Source organism: Paenibacillus sp. FSL R5-0713 (genome assembly GCF_037973325.1).
In the GTDB taxonomy this organism is placed as follows: domain Bacteria; phylum Bacillota; class Bacilli; order Paenibacillales; family Paenibacillaceae; genus Paenibacillus.
The window spans coordinates 346,383-365,751 of the sequence record NZ_CP150229.1 but is presented as its reverse complement, the minus strand read 5'-3'; the positions used below and the strand labels follow the sequence as shown (position 1 = coordinate 365,751).

The window sequence follows — 19,369 nt, the reverse complement described above, 5'->3', positions numbered from 1 at the left end:
CTTTGGATTTATGCAAAAGTACTCTTATTTAAACGTCTCGGAAAAACGCGCTGCTGTCTCTTCGCCATGTTCGCTCATCCAGTTCCAATCCACTTTAAGTTGTGGGATATCCTTCACATTGGCACGGTTAGTCGCTTCAATATCTTCGCGGCCCGGGATTAGATAAGCATCTGTAACAAGCTTCTGTGCTTCGTCAGACAACAAGTAGTCAATGAACGCTTTGGCATTCTCTACATTCGGACTGGATTTTAGAATTGCTGCCGGTCTTGGACTGATTACCGTGCCTTCTTCCGGATATACGATATCCAGTGGTTCACCTTTTGCCTTGGAGGAATACGCCATGTAGTCCACACCTGCGGCTACGATGCTTTTGGCACCTGTAATAACGGGATCAAGTGCCTCCTGATTGGCTCCCGCCATCGCTACACCATTGGCTTTATAGGCACTGAGCAGGTCCCATCCTTTTTCACCATTCGCACTCAGGTATCCTGTGATGAAGTCGAGTGCTGAGCCTGATAATGTAGGGTCGGGAATGTTCACGGCATCTTTCCACGCAGGCGTAGCAAGATCTGCCCAACTTGTTGGCGGGGTAGATACCAGTTTGGTGTTATACACAATACCCAGTGCGGAAGCACTGCTGCTAAAATAGTTGCCTTCTGCATCCGACCAGTCCTTGTTCAGCTTGTCCGCATTGGCTGCTTCGGGGTAAGGCATCGTCAAACCATCGGCTTTCAAAGCCTGTGCTGAAGGCAAGGAGGCCAGGATTACAACGTCTGCTACCGGATTGGATTTCTCAGCTTCCATACGAGCCAGGATTTTGCCTGTTGTTCCCTGGAACATTTCAACTTCGATCCCTGTTTTGTCTGTAAATCCACTCACGATGTTATCGGCCAGTTTCTGTGGGCCAGCACTGTACAATACCAACTTGCCGCCAGCCGGTTTCGTTGTTTCCGCCGCCGCTGCTGTGTTTCCCTCACTTGCGGGTTGTGCCGCATTGCCTGTGGTTGTGTTCCCCGTACTACATCCGAACAAACTGATACTCATTACCGCAGTTAATAACAGCATTGCACTCTTTTTCCGTGTTTTCATCCCCAACATATTCATCCATCTCCCCTGGTTTCCGATTAAGTTGTTCAATCTGTAGTGCTTTTGATTGCATTCACACATCAATTCATCCCTAATTAGCTGCTGCGATCACTTCACGGTGATTCACTGTTTCGACATCCTGTCCATCCATGCGGCATATCCACTCGGGAGCAACATAGAGCTGAGCCTTCTCGCCTACGCGTACTCTATGGTTCATATAGGCTGTCCATACGCCGAGCCCTTCCATCTGCACCCGCACTTCATAGCGTTCACCTACATAGCTGACGCTGAGTACAGTTCCCGGATAACACAGATCGTCATGACCTGTTTTGTTCCAGGTGACATGCTCTGGACGCACCATCGATTGATTAGGCGTGAGCCAGTTGGACTTTCCGATAAACGAAGCGACATACGGATCACTTGGCGCCGAGTAGATCGTTTCCGGGCTTCCTTTTTGCAATATCCGCCCCTTCTGCATCACCACAATCTCATCCGACATCGACATCGCTTCAATCTGATCATGCGTGACGTACAGCGCAGTCAGTCCCATATCCCGTACTAAGGACATCATCTCAATCCGCATCTCTTCCCGGAGTACAGCATCCAATGCGCTTAGTGGCTCATCGAACAGGATCACACCAGGTCTGACGGCTACGGCTCTGGCAAAAGCAACCCGTTGCTGCTGTCCACCAGACAGCTGATGAGGATATCGATCTTCCATGCCTTGCAGGCGAACCATACCAAGGGCTTCGTTCACCTTTTGCCGAAGATCGGCTTTCTGTTTTCCGGCCTTTAGGCCAAACGCTACATTTTCATATACGGTCATATGCGGCCATAATGCAAAATCCTGAAACACCATGCCCAGATTACGCTTGTGTGTTGGTATATCAATCCGCTTCGCCGCAGAGTAGATATACTCACCATCTGCACGTATCTCCCCCGCATCCGGCTGTTCCAGCCCGGCCAACATGCGGAGTAGTGTTGTTTTGCCACAGCCTGATGGGCCAAGCAGTGTCGTGAACTTGCCATGTTCAAGCGTTAGATCTGTCGGCAACAGTGCGGGTGTTTGATTAAATGATTTTTGAATTCCCGTTATCTCTAATTTCATAAGCATCCCTGCCTGTCTTCAGTTACTTGATCTCTTTTGTTACTTCATCTCTTGCACTGTTCTCAGTCTAACGTCCGCTTTCGCGAGTTGTATGTCTTGTATGTAAAATTGGAATTAACTTTTTAGATGAATTCTGTTGATGTTCATAGATTAAATCTATAGTAGGTGAACTAAATTAATTTTCATGTTTTCGCTTCGATTACAGCACCATCTTCCGATCGCTGTTATCCCCAGATTTCTTATACTCCCTTTTTAAAGGGAGAAATCCGGGGATAAAGGCGAAGCATATGCTTCCGAAGTAGCTTTCTTCCAGAAAGCTTTTGGCTTCGCTTCTTCAGATTGGTTCTGTACTCTCCGTCTTTATGAAAAATATTAGATCATCTTATATATTGGGGTTAGTAGAAGTGAGAGGAGTGTTGGGACATTGAATCTGATCAAACTGCAAATTGTTGAACTAATCGATAAGCATCATCACATGACAAGCGTGGCAGAGTTACTGGGGATCAAACAACCAACCGTTACATTTCATATGAAGTCATTGGAGGAAGAGATGGGCGTGCGATTATTCGAATCGCGCAGCGGAAAGACCTTTCTAACCGAGGCCGGACAAGCCCTGCTCCACTATTCCGTCAAAATCAATGCCCTGACCCAAGAGGCAAGGCGGGTAGTAAAAGAATATGACAGTCTATATCGGGGCACTCTGCACATTGGGGCAAGCTATGTACCAGCTACATATCTGCTGCCCGCTATACTCAATACCTTTTCTCAAGAATTCCCTGGCATTCGTATCGTCTTATCCGTCAAACCATCACCCGTTATTCGCGAGATGTTAATTCGGCATCAGATTGATCTGGGGGTGATCTCTTCTGAGCCGTTTGTCGGACCCGCGCTGCAAGCTGAGACGTTATGTGAGGATGACTTGGTATTAATCTGCTCTCCACAGCATGGGTTGGCCCAGAAGGAACCATTGACGCCTGAGCATATTGCTCAGATCCCATTTGCCCTACATGGCAACGAATCCAGTACTCGGCGACTAACCAACCAATGGCTCGCGCAACATGACATTCGTTTGAGGAGTACGGTGGAGATGGATTCCCTGGAAGCCATCAAACAGCTTGTGTTAATTAGGGGGCATGTCTCGTTCATGTCACGAATGGCAGTACAGTGGGAGGAGCAGCACGGGCTCATTCAGGTTCTTCCCATTCCGGGAGAGCAGGCACCGCGCCATATATATACCGTACATAACAAGGACCGCCATCCTTCAGTTCAAGTAAATCGCTTCAAAGAAGTGCTGCGAGAGGTGAGCTACGGCTTCCCTGTTTCCATAGCGAATTCCCCTGATCCTCTATAAACTATCGTTTGCCATTCATCAAATCTATGCAGGGTTAACGCAATGTGCGTTCCCCGTTAATCGCGTTCAGATACTCGGACGATAAAGTGGGAGCTGTACGTTAATCCAGATTAGGAGAGTGATTGGTTTTGAAAAAGTGGAAAAAGGTAACTGCCTCATTCATGCTGAGCATCGTAACATTGGGAAGTGGATTGACGTTTCTGGGAGCACCCCAGGCTTCAGCTGCTGCCAATGCTGTTCCTGCTTATGAAGTAAAGTTTCTAGCCAAGCCGGAACTCGTATTGAATACAGATGGGACACCACGCAGTGAAGTCATTCAGACCCTCGGCCTGAGTTCCACGCCAAGAAACATTAACGTAGAGTACTTTGACACCAATGCGCTCGGACTGGATGAGCAAGGATGGAATGTTCGTTTTCGCAAGAAGGATGATAAAAACAACTACGAACTGACCTACAAAAAACGATACCCTGTCATCAATGGTGATATCAACGCAGCGCTGACATTGGCTAACCAAGAAGGATTCGATAAATCGGATGATAATTACGAGGCTGAGATCGATTGGGGATATGGCAAACAAACACTAAGCTTCTCCAACACGAAAAAGGTCGATAACAACGCAACAGGTGTTCAACTTCCTTCAGAGCAAGAAGCCTTGAACATGTTACTGGACAAGCTCCCTGGCAAATTGAAAAACTGGTCTGCCTCCAACTGGGGCAAGCAGCAGCTGACGCAATCCCGTGCATATGGCCCGATCACATTCCAACGTTATGAAGGTACATGGAATGGTCAAGAACTTACACTCGAAGTATGGCCGATCCGTAATGCAGCAGGTACAGGTACTGAAAATATCGTAGAGGTCTCTTTCAAAACCGATGATGCTGTAGCCGTATCGGGGCTGCGTACCCAACTGCTGCAATTGCTGGAGAACAACAACTGGCTGATTCCGGCCGATGGCTTGAAGACACAGACGATTCTTGAAAGATACTAATTATTCGTCATCGTACTAATGAAACATCACAAGCTCCTCTTCCTGCGTTCATCGTAGAAAGCGGAGCTTTTGTCGTTCCTTGAATTAAGTGAATTAAGATACTTATACAGTAAGCTAATTTAGAGTTCACTAATTAAGAGTGTAAATGACTAATACAAAAAGAGCCCCTGCAATAAGCAAGGGCTCTTTCAATATATCTAGGAAGCGGGTGATGGGAATCGAACCCACGCTATTAGCTTGGAAGGCTAAAGTTCTACCATTGAACTACACCCGCATAATAAAAAAAATCGGGATGACACGATTTGAACATGCGACCCCCTGGTCCCAAACCAGGTGCTCTACCAAGCTGAGCTACATCCCGATACTTATGAAAATAATGGCGCGCCCTGAGAGATTCGAACTCCCGGCCTTTTGATTCGTAGTCAAACGCTCTATCCAGCTGAGCTAAGGGCGCAAATATGGAGCGGAAGACGGGAATCGAACCCGCGACCCTCGCCTTGGCAAGGCGATGCTCTACCGCTGAGCCACTTCCGCAAAACATATGGTGCGGTCGAGAGGACTCGAACCTCCACGGGGGGTTAGCCCACACGGACCTGAACCGTGCGCGTCTGCCAATTCCGCCACGACCGCAAAATATAATGGTGAGTCATGAAGGGCTCGAACCTTCGACACCCTGATTAAAAGTCAGGTGCTCTACCAACTGAGCTAATGACTCAAAATAATGAAATGGCTGGGGATATAGGATTTGAACCTATGCATGACGGAGTCAAAGTCCGTTGCCTTACCGCTTGGCTAATCCCCATTAAAAAAATCATGGGGCGATCGAGGGGAATTGAACCCCCGAATGCCGGATCCACAAACCGGTGCGTTAACCACTTCGCCACGATCGCCATAGAGTAAGCCATTCATCCACTAAGAGTATCTTAGTATTAACAACTGCATCTATAATATACATTCAATTACAAATTCAGATGTAAGTACTAAAAATGGTGCCGGCGAGAGGACTTGAACCCCCAACCTACTGATTACAAGTCAGTTGCTCTACCAGTTGAGCTACACCGGCATGGTGTATATTTAATTAAAAATGGCGGAACCGACGGGATTCGAACCCGCGATCTCCTGCGTGACAGGCAGGCATGTTAGGCCAACTACACCACGGTTCCATAATACTTTCTCAAGGAAAGTGAATTGCGGGGGCAGGATTTGAACCTGCGGCCTTCGGGTTATGAGCCCGACGAGCTACCGGGCTGCTCCACCCCGCGTCGTTAAAAGATAATATGGTGGAGGCTGAGGGGATCGAACCCCCGACCCTCTGCTTGTAAGGCAGATGCTCTCCCAGCTGAGCTAAGCCTCCATAATATGACCCGTAGGGGATACTCTCACTTCGTTCGAGACTGCGAAGCAGCTGCTCACGAGGTATATCCTCCGACGAACCTTTGGGATTCTCATCCCTTGTTAAAGCAATAGGTATTGCTATGACCCGTAGGGGATTCGAACCCCTGTTACCTCCGTGAAAGGGAGGTGTCTTAACCCCTTGACCAACGGGCCTTGCTAAAAAAATTATCTGGCGGAGAGAGAGGGATTCGAACCCTCGAGACGCTTGTGACGCCTACACGATTTCCAATCGTGCTCCTTCGGCCAGCTCGGACACCTCTCCATATGGCTCCCCGAACAGGGCTCGAACCTGTGACAACTCGATTAACAGTCGAGTGCTCTACCAACTGAGCTATCAGGGAATGGTGGAGCCAAGCGGGATCGAACCGCTGACCTCCTGCTTGCAAGGCAGGCGCTCTCCCAGCTGAGCTATGGCCCCATACTCTGGTTTTTTTTGTTGTGGTCTTGCTATGGGCCCTGGTGGACTCGAACCACCGGCCTCACCCTTATCAGAGGTGCGCTCTAACCAACTGAGCTAAGGGCCCTAATATATATCCCTTATTCCTTGGCAAGGGGGGCAAAAAAAATACCCCAAAGGGAAATCGCTTGGCGGCGTCCTACTCTCCCAGGACCCTGCGGTCCAAGTACCATCGGCGCTAGAGGGCTTAACGGTCGTGTTCGGGATGGGTACGTGTGGAACCCCTCCGCCATCGCCACCAAACGCATAGCTTACATTTCAGAGTTGTTGTTCTCTGAAAACTAGATTCGAAACGAAAGTATGCGAATTAGACTTGCTATTGGATAAGCCCTCGACCGATTAGTACTGGTCAGCTCCATGCATTGCTGCACTTCCACCCCCAGCCTATCTACCTCGTCGTCTTCAAGGGGTCTTACATACTGGGAAATCTCATCTTGAGGGGGGCTTCACGCTTAGATGCTTTCAGCGTTTATCCCGTCCGTACATAGCTACCCAGCGGTGCTCCTGGCGGAACAACTGGTACACCAGCGGTACGTCCATCCCGGTCCTCTCGTACTAAGGACAGCTCCTCTCAAATTTCCTACGCCCACGACAGATAGGGACCGAACTGTCTCACGACGTTCTGAACCCAGCTCGCGTACCGCTTTAATGGGCGAACAGCCCAACCCTTGGGACCTACTTCAGCCCCAGGATGCGATGAGCCGACATCGAGGTGCCAAACCTCCCCGTCGATGTGGACTCTTGGGGGAGATAAGCCTGTTATCCCCAGGGTAGCTTTTATCCGTTGAGCGATGGCCCTTCCATGCGGTACCACCGGATCACTAAGCCCGACTTTCGTCCCTGCTCGACTTGTAGGTCTCGCAGTCAAGCTCCCTTATGCCTTTGCACTCTTCGAATGATTTCCAACCATTCTGAGGGAACCTTTGGGCGCCTCCGTTACTCTTTAGGAGGCGACCGCCCCAGTCAAACTGCCCACCTGACACTGTCCCCGCACCGGATTACGGTACCAGGTTAGAACCTAGATACGATCAGGGTGGTATCCCAACGTTGCCTCCACGGAAGCTTGCGCTCCCGTTTCAAAGGCTCCCACCTATCCTGTACAGATCGTACCCAAATTCAATATCAAGCTGCAGTAAAGCTCCATGGGGTCTTTCCGTCTTGTCGCGGGTAACCTGCATCTTCACAGGTATTAAAATTTCACCGGATCTCTCGTTGAGACAGCGCCCAAGTCGTTACGCCATTCGTGCGGGTCAGAATTTACCTGACAAGGAATTTCGCTACCTTAGGACCGTTATAGTTACGGCCGCCGTTTACTGGGGCTTCGGTTCACAGCTTCGGATTGCTCCTAACCACTCCCCTTAACCTTCCAGCACCGGGCAGGCGTCAGCCCGTATACTTCGCCTTACGGCTTCGCACAGACCTGTGTTTTTGCTAAACAGTCGCTTGGGCCTTTTCACTGCGGCCCCCTCGTGCTATTCACACTACCGGGGCACCCCTTCTCCCGAAGTTACGGGGTCATTTTGCCGAGTTCCTTAACGAGAGTTCTTCCGCGCGCCTTAGAATACTCTTCTCGCCTACCTGTGTCGGTTTGCGGTACGGGCACCTTCACCTGGCTAGAGGCTTTTCTTGGCAGTGTGAGATCATGACCTTCGCTACTACAATTTTCGCTCCCCATCACAGCTCAGCCTTACGATGTGCGGATTTGCCTACACATCAGCCTTACTGCTTAGACGGACATCCATCAGTCCGCGTCACTACCCTACTGCGTCCCCCCATTGCTCATAACGGCTTACGGTGGTACAGGAATTTCGACCTGTTGTCCTTCGACTACGCCTTTCGGCCTCGCCTTAGGTCCCGACTTACCCTGAGCGGACGAGCCTTCCTCAGGAACCCTTAGGCTTTCGGCGGATCAGATTCTCACTGATCTTTTCGTTACTCATACCGGCATTCTCACTTGTATAATGTCCAGCGCTCCTTACGGTACACCTTCAACCCTTATACAACGCTCCCCTACCCCTGATGCAAAGCATCAAGCCATAGCTTCGGTGGTGTGTTTAGCCCCGTTACATTTTCGGCGCAGAGTCACTCGACCAGTGAGCTATTACGCACTCTTTCAATGGTGGCTGCTTCTAAGCCAACATCCTGGTTGTCTGTGCAACTCCACATCCTTTCCCACTTAACACACACTTGGGGACCTTAGCTGATGGTCTGGGCTGTTTCCCTTTTGACAATGGATCTTAGCACTCACTGTCTGACTCCCGGAAGTAAGTCTATGGCATTCGGAGTTTGACTGAGCTTGGTAACCCTTGCGGGCCCCGCACCCAATCAGTGCTCTACCTCCACGACTCTGTTTTCCGAGGCTAGCCCTAAAGCTATTTCGGGGAGAACCAGCTATCTCCGAGTTCGATTGGAATTTCTCCGCTACCCCCACCTCATCCCCGCACTTTTCAACGTGCGTGGGTTCGGGCCTCCAGTGCGTGTTACCGCACCTTCACCCTGGACAGGGGTAGATCACCCGGTTTCGGGTCTACGTCCACGTACTACATCGCCCTATTCAGACTCGCTTTCGCTGCGGCTCCGGCTCTTCACCTTAACCTTGCACGGGAACGTAACTCGCCGGTTCATTCTACAAAAGGCACGCCATCACCCCTAAAACGGGCTCTGACTTTTTGTAAGCACACGGTTTCAGGTTCTATTTCACTCCCCTTCCGGGGTGCTTTTCACCTTTCCCTCACGGTACTGCTTCACTATCGGTCGCTAGGAAGTATTTAGCCTTGGCAGATGGTCCTGCCGGATTCATACGGGGTTTCACGTGCCCCGCACTACTCGGGATCCGTCTCGGAGGGAACAGACTTTCAATTACAGGGCTTTTACCTTCTTTGGCGGGCCTTTCCAGACCTCTTCGCTTAACCGGTTCCTTTGTAACTCCATGTGAGACGTCCCACAACCCCAAAGAGCAAGCTCCTTGGTTTGGGCTTCTCCGCGTTCGCTCGCCGCTACTGACGGAATCACTATTGTTTTCTCTTCCTCAGGGTACTTAGATGTTTCAGTTCCCCTGGTATGCCTCTACATAACCTATGTATTCAGTTATGAGTAACTGGAAATTACCCCAGCTGGGTTTCCCCATTCGGACACCCCCGGATCAAAGCTTGCTTACAGCTCCCCGAGGCAGTTTCGTTGTTCGCCACGTCCTTCATCGGCTCCTAGCGCCTAGGCATCCTCCGTGTGCTCTTAGTAGCTTAACCTCGTGCTCCGGTTTCGACTGCTCGCTTCCCTTGTTTTGCTTGCGCAAAGCCAAAAGTCGCTCCCATTCGATACCATCGTACGTGCAATCTACCGTTTTTATTGAAACTTGTTATACACAAGTTCAGCTAAAAAGGAATGTTCTAATTCGCATTTACTTTCGTTTCGATATCTAGTTTTCAAAGAACAAGCTCCATGCAAAAGCAAGCTGTTTGAGAGTTTGAGCTCTCAAAACTGAGCAACGAGTGAGTAGTTTGCAGCTAAGCTGCGTATTTGAATGTTTCCACGCGGGAAACGATTCTCCATAGAAAGGAGGTGATCCAGCCGCACCTTCCGATACGGCTACCTTGTTACGACTTCACCCCAATCATCTATCCCACCTTCGGCGGCTGGCTCCTTGCGGTTACCCCACCGACTTCGGGTGTTATAAACTCTCGTGGTGTGACGGGCGGTGTGTACAAGACCCGGGAACGTATTCACCGCGGCATGCTGATCCGCGATTACTAGCAATTCCGACTTCATGCAGGCGAGTTGCAGCCTGCAATCCGAACTGAGACCGGCTTTTTAGGATTCGTTCCACCTCGCGGCTTCACAGCCCGTTGTACCGGCCATTGTAGTACGTGTGTAGCCCAGGTCATAAGGGGCATGATGATTTGACGTCATCCCCACCTTCCTCCGGTTTGTCACCGGCAGTCACCTTAGAGTGCCCATCCGAAATGCTGGCAACTAAGATCAAGGGTTGCGCTCGTTGCGGGACTTAACCCAACATCTCACGACACGAGCTGACGACAACCATGCACCACCTGTCTAGCATGTCCCGAAGGAAAGGACTATCTCTAGCCCGGTCATGCTGATGTCAAGACCTGGTAAGGTTCTTCGCGTTGCTTCGAATTAAACCACATACTCCACTGCTTGTGCGGGTCCCCGTCAATTCCTTTGAGTTTCAGTCTTGCGACCGTACTCCCCAGGCGGAGTGCTTAATGTGTTAACTTCGGCACCAAGGGTATCGAAACCCCTAACACCTAGCACTCATCGTTTACGGCGTGGACTACCAGGGTATCTAATCCTGTTTGCTCCCCACGCTTTCGCGCCTCAGCGTCAGTTACAGCCCAGAGAGTCGCCTTCGCCACTGGTGTTCCTCCACATATCTACGCATTTCACCGCTACACGTGGAATTCCACTCTCCTCTTCTGCACTCAAGTCACCCAGTTTCCAGTGCGATCCGGGGTTGAGCCCCGGGATTAAACACCAGACTTAAATGACCGCCTGCGCGCGCTTTACGCCCAATAATTCCGGACAACGCTTGCCCCCTACGTATTACCGCGGCTGCTGGCACGTAGTTAGCCGGGGCTTTCTTCTCAGGTACCGTCACCTTGAGAGCAGTTACTCTCCCAAGCGTTCTTCCCTGGCAACAGAGCTTTACGATCCGAAAACCTTCATCACTCACGCGGCATTGCTCCGTCAGGCTTTCGCCCATTGCGGAAGATTCCCTACTGCTGCCTCCCGTAGGAGTCTGGGCCGTGTCTCAGTCCCAGTGTGGCCGATCACCCTCTCAGGTCGGCTACGCATCGTCGCCTTGGTGAGCCGTTACCCCACCAACTAGCTAATGCGCCGCAGGCCCATCCCCAAGTGACAGATTGCTCCGTCTTTCCAGTTTCCTTCAGGCGAAGGAAACAACTATTCGGTATTAGCTACCGTTTCCGGTAGTTGTCCCAAACTTGAGGGCAGGTTGCCTACGTGTTACTCACCCGTCCGCCGCTAAGCATCAAAGAAGCAAGCTTCTTATCAACTCCGCTCGACTTGCATGTATTAGGCATGCCGCCAGCGTTCGTCCTGAGCCAGGATCAAACTCTCCAATAAAGTATTGAAAAGAGCGATAAGCTCATTTTGAATCTGACGAGATTAAAAATCTCATTTATGCTCCAGTCGATCCAAGCCAAGGCTTGTTTCAACTTTCGCGTTCATTCTGCAAGCAGAATGTTTACTCACTCGTTGTTCAGTTTTCAAAGATCAAACTTGTTTTGTTACCAAACGTCTTTCTCTTCAGCAACTCTTATATAATATCATGTCCGAACCAACTTTGCAAGCTCTTTTTTTAAGTTTCTTTCGAAGCTCATTTCATTCGCTTGCCGCACCGTGTATCTCGTGTTTTCTTGGCCGGAATTAGAATATATCATGTACAGTTTTACATTGCAAGCTTTTTTTGAAAATTGATAATCACCTACCCCATCGACACAATGTGTAATCTGAAGCGCTCCCGAACTATAGAAATGATTCTAAGCATCCTCATTAGGCAGCTTCTTATATAATTACCCACTCAACGTAACCAGGGAAGCCACTTCCACTGCGATGCAGTGAACAATTGATTGTGGATAGCCCTGGTTTTCGGAGATCCCAGCTTTCTTTTCCTTCTATATAAATAAGAAACTCATTTCTTAGGCACTGCTTACACACTCCGCTTCGCTTCTTAGTACCTATAATATGCGCTTACCCAGCAGAGAAGCGATTAGTTCCACACCAAGTCTTGCCGTATGTCTATTGTGGTCAAACAACGGATTCACCTCAACCAGCTCCATTGACGTAACTTGATTGGTGGAAGCAAGTATCTCCAATGCGTAATGTGCCTCTCGGTAATTCAAGCCACCCGGTACTGGGGTGCCTACACCTGGAGCTTCCCGCGGGTCCAGACAATCCATGTCAAAGCTGACATGAATACCATCTGTCCCTTTCCCCACTGTAGCTATCGCTTGTTCAATAACCTGTTGTATTCCCATACGGTCAATATCATGCATCGTAAATGCTTGGATTCCCAATCCTTTAATCTGCTCTTTCTCATACTCATCCAGATCACGTAGACCAATATAGACCAAGTTGGACGGATCAATAAACGCGCCTGCTCCAACAATGTGCGACAGATTGTATGCAGTATGCCCTAAGGAAGCAGCCACACTCATCCCATGCATATTACCGGACAAGCTGCGTTCTTCCGTATTCAAGTCTGCATGTGCATCAAACCAGATCACACCCAAATTGGAATAGTGGGCTGTTAATCCGGCCAAAGTGCCAATCGCCACACTATGATCTCCTCCAAGTATAAGGGGAAAGACCCCCTCTTCTACCGCAGTCGACACTTCATGACACACCTTCTCACTAACCTGACGTACCTCATTCAAGTGTTTTACACGATTCCGCTCAGTAGGGGCAGCCGGTTCGGAAGGACAATCTACTCGTACTTCTTTGGAAAGAACTAGCCCAAGACTCGTGATCTCCCTCTTCAGTCCAGCTGTAATCAATTCATCCGGCCCCAACTCCGCGCCGCCTCTTGCTCCCCCGAGTCCAAAAGGAACCTTAATGATGGTTACATTACGCCGCGCAGTTTTCTGATCCGTATTATCCGCAACAATAGAAGTATCTTTTATTCCACCATAGACATCATCATCATTTTTCATGTAGGTCAGCTCCTTCATTATCGATCAGAACCTGCTCAATTCTCTCCAGCGCCCAATTAATCTCGGACTCTTCAATTGTCAGCGGTGGAGCAAAACGAATGGTTGTTTCATGGGTTTCTTTACACAGTAGACCCGCAGACATCAATCGCTCACAATAAGGTCGTGCTGATTCATGCAGTTCAACACCAATAAATAAACCCTTACCCCGGATGTCCCGGATGGCCGAACTGCGAATATCACGAAGCTTTTTCATAAAATAGTTCCCCAGACGCTCCGATCGCTCCGCAAGCTTCTCATCTTCAAGAACATTCAGAGCCGCAATAGCCACGGCGCAGGCGAGTGGGTTCCCTCCAAACGTAGAGCCATGAGAGCCCGGCTCAAACAAATCCAGTATCTTCGCATCAGCAGCGATAGCCGAGATTGGCATTACCCCTCCCCCCAGTGCTTTGCCCATAATCCAGATGTCCGGCTCAACCCCTTCCCAGTCGGAGGCAAAACGGCGACCCGTTCTTCCAAATCCGGTCTGGATCTCATCAGCCACAGTCAACACCTTCTGGTTCTTACACAGAGCAAAGGCTTCAGCCAAATATCCATCAGGCGGGATAACGATTCCAGCTTCGCCCTGAATAGGCTCTACAAGAAAACCAGCCGTATTTGGCGTAATGGCCTTTTTCAGCGCCTCAATATCTCCATAGGGAATAATCCGGAATCCAGGTGTGAACGGTCCAAAATCTTTTTTATACTCCGCTGAAGAAGAAAATGACGTAACCGTCAGAGTTCTTCCATGAAAGTTACCAGAGCATACGATAATTTCGGCTTGATTCTCCGGTACACCTTTGCAACGATAAGCCCATCTACGTACCGCCTTTACCGCAGTCTCCACCGCTTCCGCTCCTGTATTCATGGCGAGAATCTTGGATTTCCCCGTGAATTGTGAGAGTTTCTGATAAAATAGAGAAGCTGAGCTGCTGTGGAATGCCCGTGATGTCAGCGTGACCCGATCCGCCTGATCCTTGAGCGCCTGTATGATTACAGGGTGTCTGTGACCATGATTCAATGCAGAGTATGCACTTAACATATCCATATAACGGCGGCCTTCTGGGTCTTCCACCCATACCCCTTCCGCCTGTTCAATCACAATAGGGAGTGGATGATAATTAGGTGCAGCATAACGCTCCGACCAATCTATTAACATTTTGGAATCTGACATACATACCCAACACCTTTCCAAAATATTGTATACAAAATACAATATCAATGTATGCGATACCACCACCATTTACGACTATATCCCACTATTTCCACAGTAGCCTACTCCCAGCCTTTCTTCGAACCGAATCCTCCATCAATAGTTATCGGGAAGCAGACAGTCTACGTTCCAACCAAGAGAGCAAGTTGGCCAGTGTAAATGTGATTATAAAGTAGAGGCCAGCGGCAACAAGCAGCGGAGCAAGCGGCTGGAACGTAACACCCTGAATCGTTCTGGCTGTGTATATAATTTCAGCGATGCCGATCATGGAGACAAGCGAAGAATCTTTAATGATAATAATGAATTCATTACCGATAGCTGGAAGCATGTTACGAAAGGCCTGTGGAAGTATAATATAGCGAAGTGTCATACCATGAGTCATGCCAAGGGAGCGCGAAGCCTCTGTCTGCCCTTTATCAATCGCTTGAATCCCGGCCCTGAATACCTCCGCCATATAAGCCGAACTATTCATCGTTAGAGCTACCACCCCCGACATAAATGCCGGCAAGTTCACACCTACAACTGTCAGGCCATAATGGATAATAAGAATCTGTACCAGCATCGGCGTGCCTCGAATGAGTTCAATATACGCCGAAGCCACCAATTTAATTGGCCATATTCGGGATAATCGCATTAATGCCATGATCACACCAAGCAACGTCCCAAACAGAACACCGAAAAAGGAAAGCTCAAGCGTAACCCACGCGCTTCGTGCATAATCCTGCCAATGATCTAATAGAAATGAAAAATCTAAATTCACGGCATATCCCTCACTCGTCCGGTTTATTCACCCAGCATCTCATTAGCTTCGACGACGAAACGTTCAATATCTCCATTCGTTTTGAGCTTTTCCAATGTAGTGTTGATCTGATCCAGCAGCTTCTGATTACCCTTCTTCACCGCGATGGCCGAACCACCCTCATCTTCTGCCTGTTCAATCTCCACACCCGCAACAACAAGCCCCTCCTGGTTCTTCACATACTGTTCAGCTACCGGTTTCTCCAAAATGAGCGCTTCTACGCGCCCCGTCTGCAGCTCCAAGATCAGTTCAGGTATTTTGGCCAGAGATGTTAGCTTTGCTCCTTCTATTTCCTGAGCAATCCCTTCCTGAATGGAACTCTTCTGTACACCAACCTGCTTACCCGATAGATCATCCACTGACTTTAATGCCGCATCGTCTCCTTCTCTAACAAGTACAGCCTGCTCTGCGTAATAGTAGATATCAGTAAAATCAACATTTTTCTTTCGTTCTTCGGTAGGGGTTAAACCCGATATTACAAAATCAACCTTATCTGTACCCAGGGCCATAAGAAGGCCATCAAAGTCCATATCCTCAATCTTCAGCTCAGCCCCGAGATCAGCCGCAATTGCCTTGGCAATCTCGATGTCAAAACCTACGATAGTATCTTTACCATCAATGTTCTTATGAAACTCATAGGGTGCATAGTCCGCACTGGTCCCAAGTACAATTACTTTTTTTTCCGCAGAACTACTTCCAGAAGACGATGTAGCATCTGATCCGTTCCCTGTCGTTTTTTCTTGACCACATGCGGACATGATTACAACCAGTAACAGCAGCATCAATGGCAATAGTACTTTTTTCACAAATCATACCCCTATTCATTTTTGGAATTAGTAGCATAAAGATCAATTTGTATACAATATACATAAGACAATATATGGACTTATATGTAAGTAATACTAACAAACATTCTGAGTTATCACAATCATTATTTAAACATTTATACGCTCTAATTCCATAAAATGTGATATATATAACACGACACTTACATCCTCTGAAATATGAAGTTTGCTTGCCCAACTTCCCCCTCGGTGTTAAGATGATTAAAACTTGAAACTCCTGAACGGCGCACCCAGCACGGCCTCACACCCATCTAATTATTAACTTTACATAGAAAGGAGGATTCGGTATGGAGGTACCCAAATACCGGTCCTTGAAAGATCACGTATACGATTACATTGCCCAGAAGATTCAGGACGGAACGCTGCTTCCCAACCAGAAGATCAACGAGGCTGAAATATGCAAAAAGCTGGACATCAGTCGGACACCTACTCGGGAGGCCCTCTTCCAGCTGGCTTCAGACAATCTGCTGCAATACATCCCACGCAGGGGATTTATTGTCACTCCTTTTGATGCAGGCAAAAAACTGGAGTTTTCCCAAGCGATTGGTGTGCTGGAGGCACTTGCTGCCACACTTGCAGCAGACCATCTCAGACCCTCTGAACTTTTGGAAATGGAAACTCTCGTTGTCCGAATGGATGAAGATATCAGCCAGCTCGATCTTGCTGCCTACAACAAGAACCAATATCAGTTTCATAACCTGTACATTCAGCGATGTGGTAACGCCACAGTCATCGAGATGTTAAACACATTGAAGAACAGCTTCATCCGGCAGTCGTATGTTAGTGATAATAAACCAAAGCTATCTGAGGTACTGCTCGAAGTTAATGAAGAGCACCGACAAATTTTAAGTGCTTTTCGAGCCAAAGATAAGAACCAACTGGAAGCCCTGCTCAAACACCACTGGCGCATTATCGATAATGATATGCTGTAGTACGTCCTGTCTGTAACAAACCAAAGGCAACCCACAACTATTGTGGAGTTGCCTTTTTCCTATTTTTCCTTTTCGATCTCCAACGGTGCTCTGGCCTGAAAAACGGCATACCCCAACTTTTTGCCGTATTTCGCGAGCAACCGATCATTGGTCTGGCTCATTCGCTGCATTTGTTCATCCTCGAACCAATTCATATCGATCTCACGATGTGGATCATGATCTACGCCCCATTTTCCCATAGAACGTGAATGTTCTTTGACCTCTATCTTAGTGAAGCCACACTGTTTTAGGCGTTTTCTCCATGTTGTCGCCGTTACCAAGGTTCGTATACCGTAAAATTGCTTTAGTCTGCGAAACATCAATTCGGTCTTCTGGCCGGATAGAACCATCTCCCGATCTACCAAAAGTCCAACGGGCTTCAACACTCTTCTATACTCATTAAGTGCACTCCGCCATGGGGTAAAGATCGTAACCGACTCCACAAATACCATATCAAAATGGTTTTCCGGGAAAGGCAACGATGTTACATCAGCCTGAATAAATCGAACATCCACTCGCTCTCGTCTTGCTCGCCGAACTGCCTTATCCAACATATTGCGATGAAGATCAATGGCTGTTACTTGATATCCACTTTTAGCCAGGTAACACGCAGTCCTCCCAGTGCCACATCCTATCTCAAGAATATGACTACCCAATGGCAGAGATAAGCTATCAAGCAACTTCAGTGTTGCCAAAAATCCTCCAGGATGGGCACTCCCTTCCCCTAAACGAGCTAGCATGTCATGATAATCCACGCAACATCCCCTCCTCACTTCTCCCAGTGTATGGAACAGACTTAAAAACGGCTCCTCCCTATTCGATTTTCCGGGTACTCGTCCATACCAATTCCTCTTCGCTCTACTATGATATACAAACCGTTGAATTCAAGCGGCAACCGCATCTAATGAGGAGGATTTGCATGTACAGAATTAATCGGGTATGTGAAGAAACGGTTTCTCCGCACGTTGGACGTTCCGTTTGTCTTGTTATGAAAGACGGTAAGCATATGTATGGTACACTCAGCCAATGTCGTGATGGCAAAGTTTATTTGAACGGATGTTTCGAGGGACCACGGCTATGTTCAGTCAAGTCCAAACAGCAGTTGGTAAAAGGCAGCAAGAAAAACGCTGTTGCATCAAAGAAAGTTAAATCCTCGGCATACGGTCCATATGGATACGGTCGGGGTTATGGCTATGGAGCAGGGATCGAACTGGCTCTGGTAGCAACACTGTTCCTGCTGCCATTCCTGTTCATCTAAACTCAAATCTGATCATGGTAAATTTGTAGCATAACAAAGACCCTTTTTGCTTATAGCGAAAAGGGTCTTTATCTTTTTCATACGATACACGTCAATTACAGTATACTTTCTGTAAATGAAGAGACAAAAAAAGGCATTCGCTAAAACGAATGCCGGGAACTTCATATTTAATACCCTTACCTTCGCAGAGGGTGTCTATTTGATCTTAAAAAAAAAACACCTCGTTAGAGGCGGGTAAGCTATGTTAAATCCGATTTCCTTTAGGCATCGTTTTTAGATTACTATTCGAATTCTCAAGCAATGGTAGCATCCTAGTCGTGCTGACCATCTCAGAAGCACATATCGGACAAGTAGGTACGTTATCAAACGCAAAATTGTCCCGCATCCATCCTTTGCACGTATCACTCGTACATTCCCAGATTGCCGCATCAGCTTGTGGAATCTCTTCCAACGGTTTTTTGCGATTATACATGACTTCTACCCCCTTTGTTATGGAAAAACATCTAACCGACGTTATTTCACAGAAGCCTACACTTAGCGGAAGTTTTACGTACCACCGAACTTCTGCCTCGACAACTATTGGGTCGACTTTTATATAACTAATCAAAAAAAAGAAGCTGCCTTTACCATTATAACATGTTAAAGGCAGCTATGCTTTAATTACAGTTTTACAACTTCTTCTGCTTGAGGACCACGGTTTCCTTGTACAATTTTAAATTGCACGCGTTGACCTTCGTCCAGCGTTTTGAAGCCTTCGCCTGTAATAGCGCTGAAGTGTACGAATACATCTTCTCCGCCTTCAACTTCGATGAAACCGAAGCCTTTATCAGCGTTGAACCATTTTACTGTTCCGTTTTGCATGTGAATTACACCTCCAAATAAAGATTAACATGTTCCTTTGTTCTTTGCAGCAAGCAAATAAAAATTCACACATTGAAAAAGGTACCAGTCATAAACCTATAAGTGATCGCCCTTTACAATATATGAATTAGGTTTTCCACTCTCTACAACTTGTTTTTATTATAACTCCATTTCAGCCAAAAAGCAAATCTTTGTATTTTCTTTTCAAACAGCTTTGGAAATACATGTTATTAACTCGCGTGGCAACAGGGTTTATCACGCTTATGTGACTGGTCACTTGTGTACGGTCTTATGAAAGGATATGCAGA

The 19,369-nt window shown here is 47.9% G+C and carries 13 protein-coding genes, 17 tRNA genes and 3 rRNA genes; 4 read left to right on the top strand and 29 right to left on the bottom strand.

Going from position 1 to position 19,369, the window contains the following annotated elements:
• Window positions 1-24 precede the first annotated feature (24 nt).
• Both MKZ12_RS01790 and MKZ12_RS01785 read right to left on the bottom strand, forming a co-directional pair.
• Window positions 25-1,098 carry an ABC transporter substrate-binding protein gene (locus MKZ12_RS01790; RefSeq protein ID WP_339258412.1) on the bottom strand — a complete coding sequence of 358 codons (1,074 nt, stop codon included), beginning with the start codon at window positions 1,096-1,098 and terminating at the stop codon, window positions 25-27.
• 79 nt (window positions 1,099-1,177) lie between these two features.
• On the bottom strand, window positions 1,178-2,194 hold the full coding sequence (locus tag MKZ12_RS01785) for an ABC transporter ATP-binding protein (RefSeq protein WP_339258410.1): 1,017 nt from the start codon (window positions 2,192-2,194) through the stop codon (window positions 1,178-1,180).
• Window positions 2,195-2,618: 424 nt separating this feature from the next.
• Here MKZ12_RS01785 and MKZ12_RS01780 point away from each other — a divergent pair, with 424 nt between their 5' ends.
• Window positions 2,619-3,545, top strand: a complete 927-nt coding sequence (locus tag MKZ12_RS01780) for a LysR family transcriptional regulator (RefSeq protein ID WP_339258408.1) — start codon at window positions 2,619-2,621, stop codon at window positions 3,543-3,545.
• Between the two features lie 128 nt (window positions 3,546-3,673).
• Complete coding sequence (locus tag MKZ12_RS01775) at window positions 3,674-4,534, top strand: hypothetical protein (RefSeq protein ID WP_339258406.1); 861 nt, start codon at window positions 3,674-3,676, stop codon at window positions 4,532-4,534.
• Window positions 4,535-4,737: 203 nt separating this feature from the next.
• Here the strand turns inward: MKZ12_RS01775 and MKZ12_RS01770 are convergent.
• The 24 genes from MKZ12_RS01770 to MKZ12_RS01655 all read right to left on the bottom strand — a co-directional run bounded on the left by MKZ12_RS01770 (window position 4,738) and on the right by MKZ12_RS01655 (window position 15,932).
• Window positions 4,738-4,808, bottom strand: a tRNA-Gly gene (locus MKZ12_RS01770).
• A 13-nt stretch (window positions 4,809-4,821) separates the two neighbouring features.
• Window positions 4,822-4,895, bottom strand: a tRNA-Pro gene (locus tag MKZ12_RS01765).
• Between the two features lie 16 nt (window positions 4,896-4,911).
• Window positions 4,912-4,988, bottom strand: a tRNA-Arg gene (locus MKZ12_RS01760).
• 5 nt (window positions 4,989-4,993) lie between these two features.
• Window positions 4,994-5,068, bottom strand: a tRNA-Gly gene (locus MKZ12_RS01755).
• A gap of 8 nt (window positions 5,069-5,076) precedes the next feature.
• Window positions 5,077-5,164, bottom strand: a tRNA-Leu gene (locus MKZ12_RS01750).
• A gap of 9 nt (window positions 5,165-5,173) precedes the next feature.
• Window positions 5,174-5,249, bottom strand: a tRNA-Lys gene (locus tag MKZ12_RS01745).
• A 12-nt stretch (window positions 5,250-5,261) separates the two neighbouring features.
• Window positions 5,262-5,336: transfer RNA gene (locus MKZ12_RS01740), tRNA-Gln, on the bottom strand.
• 12 nt (window positions 5,337-5,348) lie between these two features.
• Window positions 5,349-5,424 (bottom strand) — tRNA-His (locus MKZ12_RS01735).
• Between the two features lie 97 nt (window positions 5,425-5,521).
• Window positions 5,522-5,597: transfer RNA gene (locus MKZ12_RS01730), tRNA-Thr, on the bottom strand.
• 22 nt (window positions 5,598-5,619) lie between these two features.
• Window positions 5,620-5,697 (bottom strand) — tRNA-Asp (locus MKZ12_RS01725).
• 25 nt (window positions 5,698-5,722) lie between these two features.
• Window positions 5,723-5,796, bottom strand: a tRNA-Met gene (locus MKZ12_RS01720).
• A gap of 16 nt (window positions 5,797-5,812) precedes the next feature.
• A tRNA-Val gene (locus MKZ12_RS01715) sits at window positions 5,813-5,888 on the bottom strand.
• Window positions 5,889-6,010: 122 nt separating this feature from the next.
• Window positions 6,011-6,082: transfer RNA gene (locus MKZ12_RS01710), tRNA-Glu, on the bottom strand.
• Between the two features lie 17 nt (window positions 6,083-6,099).
• Window positions 6,100-6,191, bottom strand: a tRNA-Ser gene (locus MKZ12_RS01705).
• Window positions 6,192-6,194: 3 nt separating this feature from the next.
• Window positions 6,195-6,270 (bottom strand) — tRNA-Asn (locus MKZ12_RS01700).
• A gap of 1 nt (window position 6,271) precedes the next feature.
• A tRNA-Ala gene (locus tag MKZ12_RS01695) sits at window positions 6,272-6,347 on the bottom strand.
• 32 nt (window positions 6,348-6,379) lie between these two features.
• Window positions 6,380-6,453 (bottom strand) — tRNA-Ile (locus tag MKZ12_RS01690).
• A gap of 59 nt (window positions 6,454-6,512) precedes the next feature.
• A 5S ribosomal RNA gene (gene rrf / locus MKZ12_RS01685) occupies window positions 6,513-6,629 on the bottom strand.
• Window positions 6,630-6,705: 76 nt separating this feature from the next.
• Window positions 6,706-9,631: ribosomal RNA gene (locus MKZ12_RS01680) — 23S ribosomal RNA — on the bottom strand.
• Between the two features lie 306 nt (window positions 9,632-9,937).
• A 16S ribosomal RNA gene (locus tag MKZ12_RS01675) occupies window positions 9,938-11,489 on the bottom strand.
• The 16S, 23S and 5S rRNA genes sit together here with 17 tRNA genes alongside, the layout of an rRNA operon.
• A 614-nt stretch (window positions 11,490-12,103) precedes the next feature.
• The gene (gene rocF / locus MKZ12_RS01670) at window positions 12,104-13,078 is read right to left on the bottom strand and encodes an arginase (RefSeq protein WP_339258404.1); all 975 of its coding nucleotides are present in this window, start codon (window positions 13,076-13,078) and stop codon (window positions 12,104-12,106) included.
• Window positions 13,068-14,288 (bottom strand): ornithine--oxo-acid transaminase, encoded by a 1,221-nt coding sequence (locus tag MKZ12_RS01665; protein WP_339258402.1) that lies wholly within the window; start codon window positions 14,286-14,288, stop codon window positions 13,068-13,070. The genes rocF and MKZ12_RS01665 overlap by 11 nt, the downstream gene beginning before the upstream one ends.
• 142 nt (window positions 14,289-14,430) lie before the next feature.
• Window positions 14,431-15,087: an amino acid ABC transporter permease gene (locus MKZ12_RS01660; protein ID WP_339239150.1), complete on the bottom strand. Its 657-nt coding sequence runs from the start codon at window positions 15,085-15,087 to the stop codon at window positions 14,431-14,433.
• A gap of 23 nt (window positions 15,088-15,110) precedes the next feature.
• Window positions 15,111-15,932, bottom strand: a complete 822-nt coding sequence (locus MKZ12_RS01655; RefSeq protein ID WP_339258400.1) for a transporter substrate-binding domain-containing protein — start codon at window positions 15,930-15,932, stop codon at window positions 15,111-15,113.
• Window positions 15,933-16,258: 326 nt separating this feature from the next.
• Here MKZ12_RS01655 and MKZ12_RS01650 point away from each other — a divergent pair, with 326 nt between their 5' ends.
• Window positions 16,259-16,903 carry a GntR family transcriptional regulator gene (locus tag MKZ12_RS01650; protein WP_036671927.1) on the top strand — a complete coding sequence of 215 codons (645 nt, stop codon included), beginning with the start codon at window positions 16,259-16,261 and terminating at the stop codon, window positions 16,901-16,903.
• A gap of 59 nt (window positions 16,904-16,962) precedes the next feature.
• Here MKZ12_RS01650 and MKZ12_RS01645 read toward each other — a convergent pair whose 3' ends face one another.
• Window positions 16,963-17,697 (bottom strand): methyltransferase domain-containing protein, encoded by a 735-nt coding sequence (locus tag MKZ12_RS01645; RefSeq protein ID WP_339258398.1) that lies wholly within the window; start codon window positions 17,695-17,697, stop codon window positions 16,963-16,965.
• A gap of 164 nt (window positions 17,698-17,861) precedes the next feature.
• Between MKZ12_RS01645 and MKZ12_RS01640 the strand changes: the two genes are divergently transcribed.
• The gene (locus tag MKZ12_RS01640; protein ID WP_339239146.1) at window positions 17,862-18,200 is read left to right on the top strand and encodes a hypothetical protein; all 339 of its coding nucleotides are present in this window, start codon (window positions 17,862-17,864) and stop codon (window positions 18,198-18,200) included.
• Window positions 18,201-18,444: 244 nt separating this feature from the next.
• Here the strand turns inward: MKZ12_RS01640 and MKZ12_RS01635 are convergent, their stop codons facing one another.
• Entirely contained in the window at window positions 18,445-18,672 is a 228-nt protein-coding gene (locus tag MKZ12_RS01635) for a cold-shock protein (RefSeq protein ID WP_017691121.1), read from the bottom strand.
• A 188-nt stretch (window positions 18,673-18,860) separates the two neighbouring features.
• Window positions 18,861-19,061: a cold-shock protein gene (locus tag MKZ12_RS01630; protein WP_024633772.1), complete on the bottom strand. Its 201-nt coding sequence runs from the start codon at window positions 19,059-19,061 to the stop codon at window positions 18,861-18,863.
• Window positions 19,062-19,369 lie beyond the last annotated feature (308 nt).

What these genes read in the sequence shown, in the direction of transcription:
- MKZ12_RS01790 (WP_339258412.1), bottom strand. Translation starts at nt 1,098, where the DNA reads ATGTTGGGGATGAAAACACGGAAAAAGAGTGCAATGCTGTTATTAACT.
- MKZ12_RS01785 (WP_339258410.1), bottom strand. Translation starts at nt 2,194, where the DNA reads ATGAAATTAGAGATAACGGGAATTCAAAAATCATTTAATCAAACACCC.
- rocF (WP_339258404.1), bottom strand. Translation starts at nt 13,078, where the DNA reads ATGAAAAATGATGATGATGTCTATGGTGGAATAAAAGATACTTCTATT.
- MKZ12_RS01665 (WP_339258402.1), bottom strand. Translation starts at nt 14,288, where the DNA reads ATGTCAGATTCCAAAATGTTAATAGATTGGTCGGAGCGTTATGCTGCA.
- MKZ12_RS01650 (WP_036671927.1), top strand. Translation starts at nt 16,259, where the DNA reads ATGGAGGTACCCAAATACCGGTCCTTGAAAGATCACGTATACGATTAC.
- MKZ12_RS01640 (WP_339239146.1), top strand. Translation starts at nt 17,862, where the DNA reads ATGTACAGAATTAATCGGGTATGTGAAGAAACGGTTTCTCCGCACGTT.
- MKZ12_RS01635 (WP_017691121.1), bottom strand. Translation starts at nt 18,672, where the DNA reads ATGTATAATCGCAAAAAACCGTTGGAAGAGATTCCACAAGCTGATGCG.
- MKZ12_RS01630 (WP_024633772.1), bottom strand. Translation starts at nt 19,061, where the DNA reads ATGCAAAACGGAACAGTAAAATGGTTCAACGCTGATAAAGGCTTCGGT.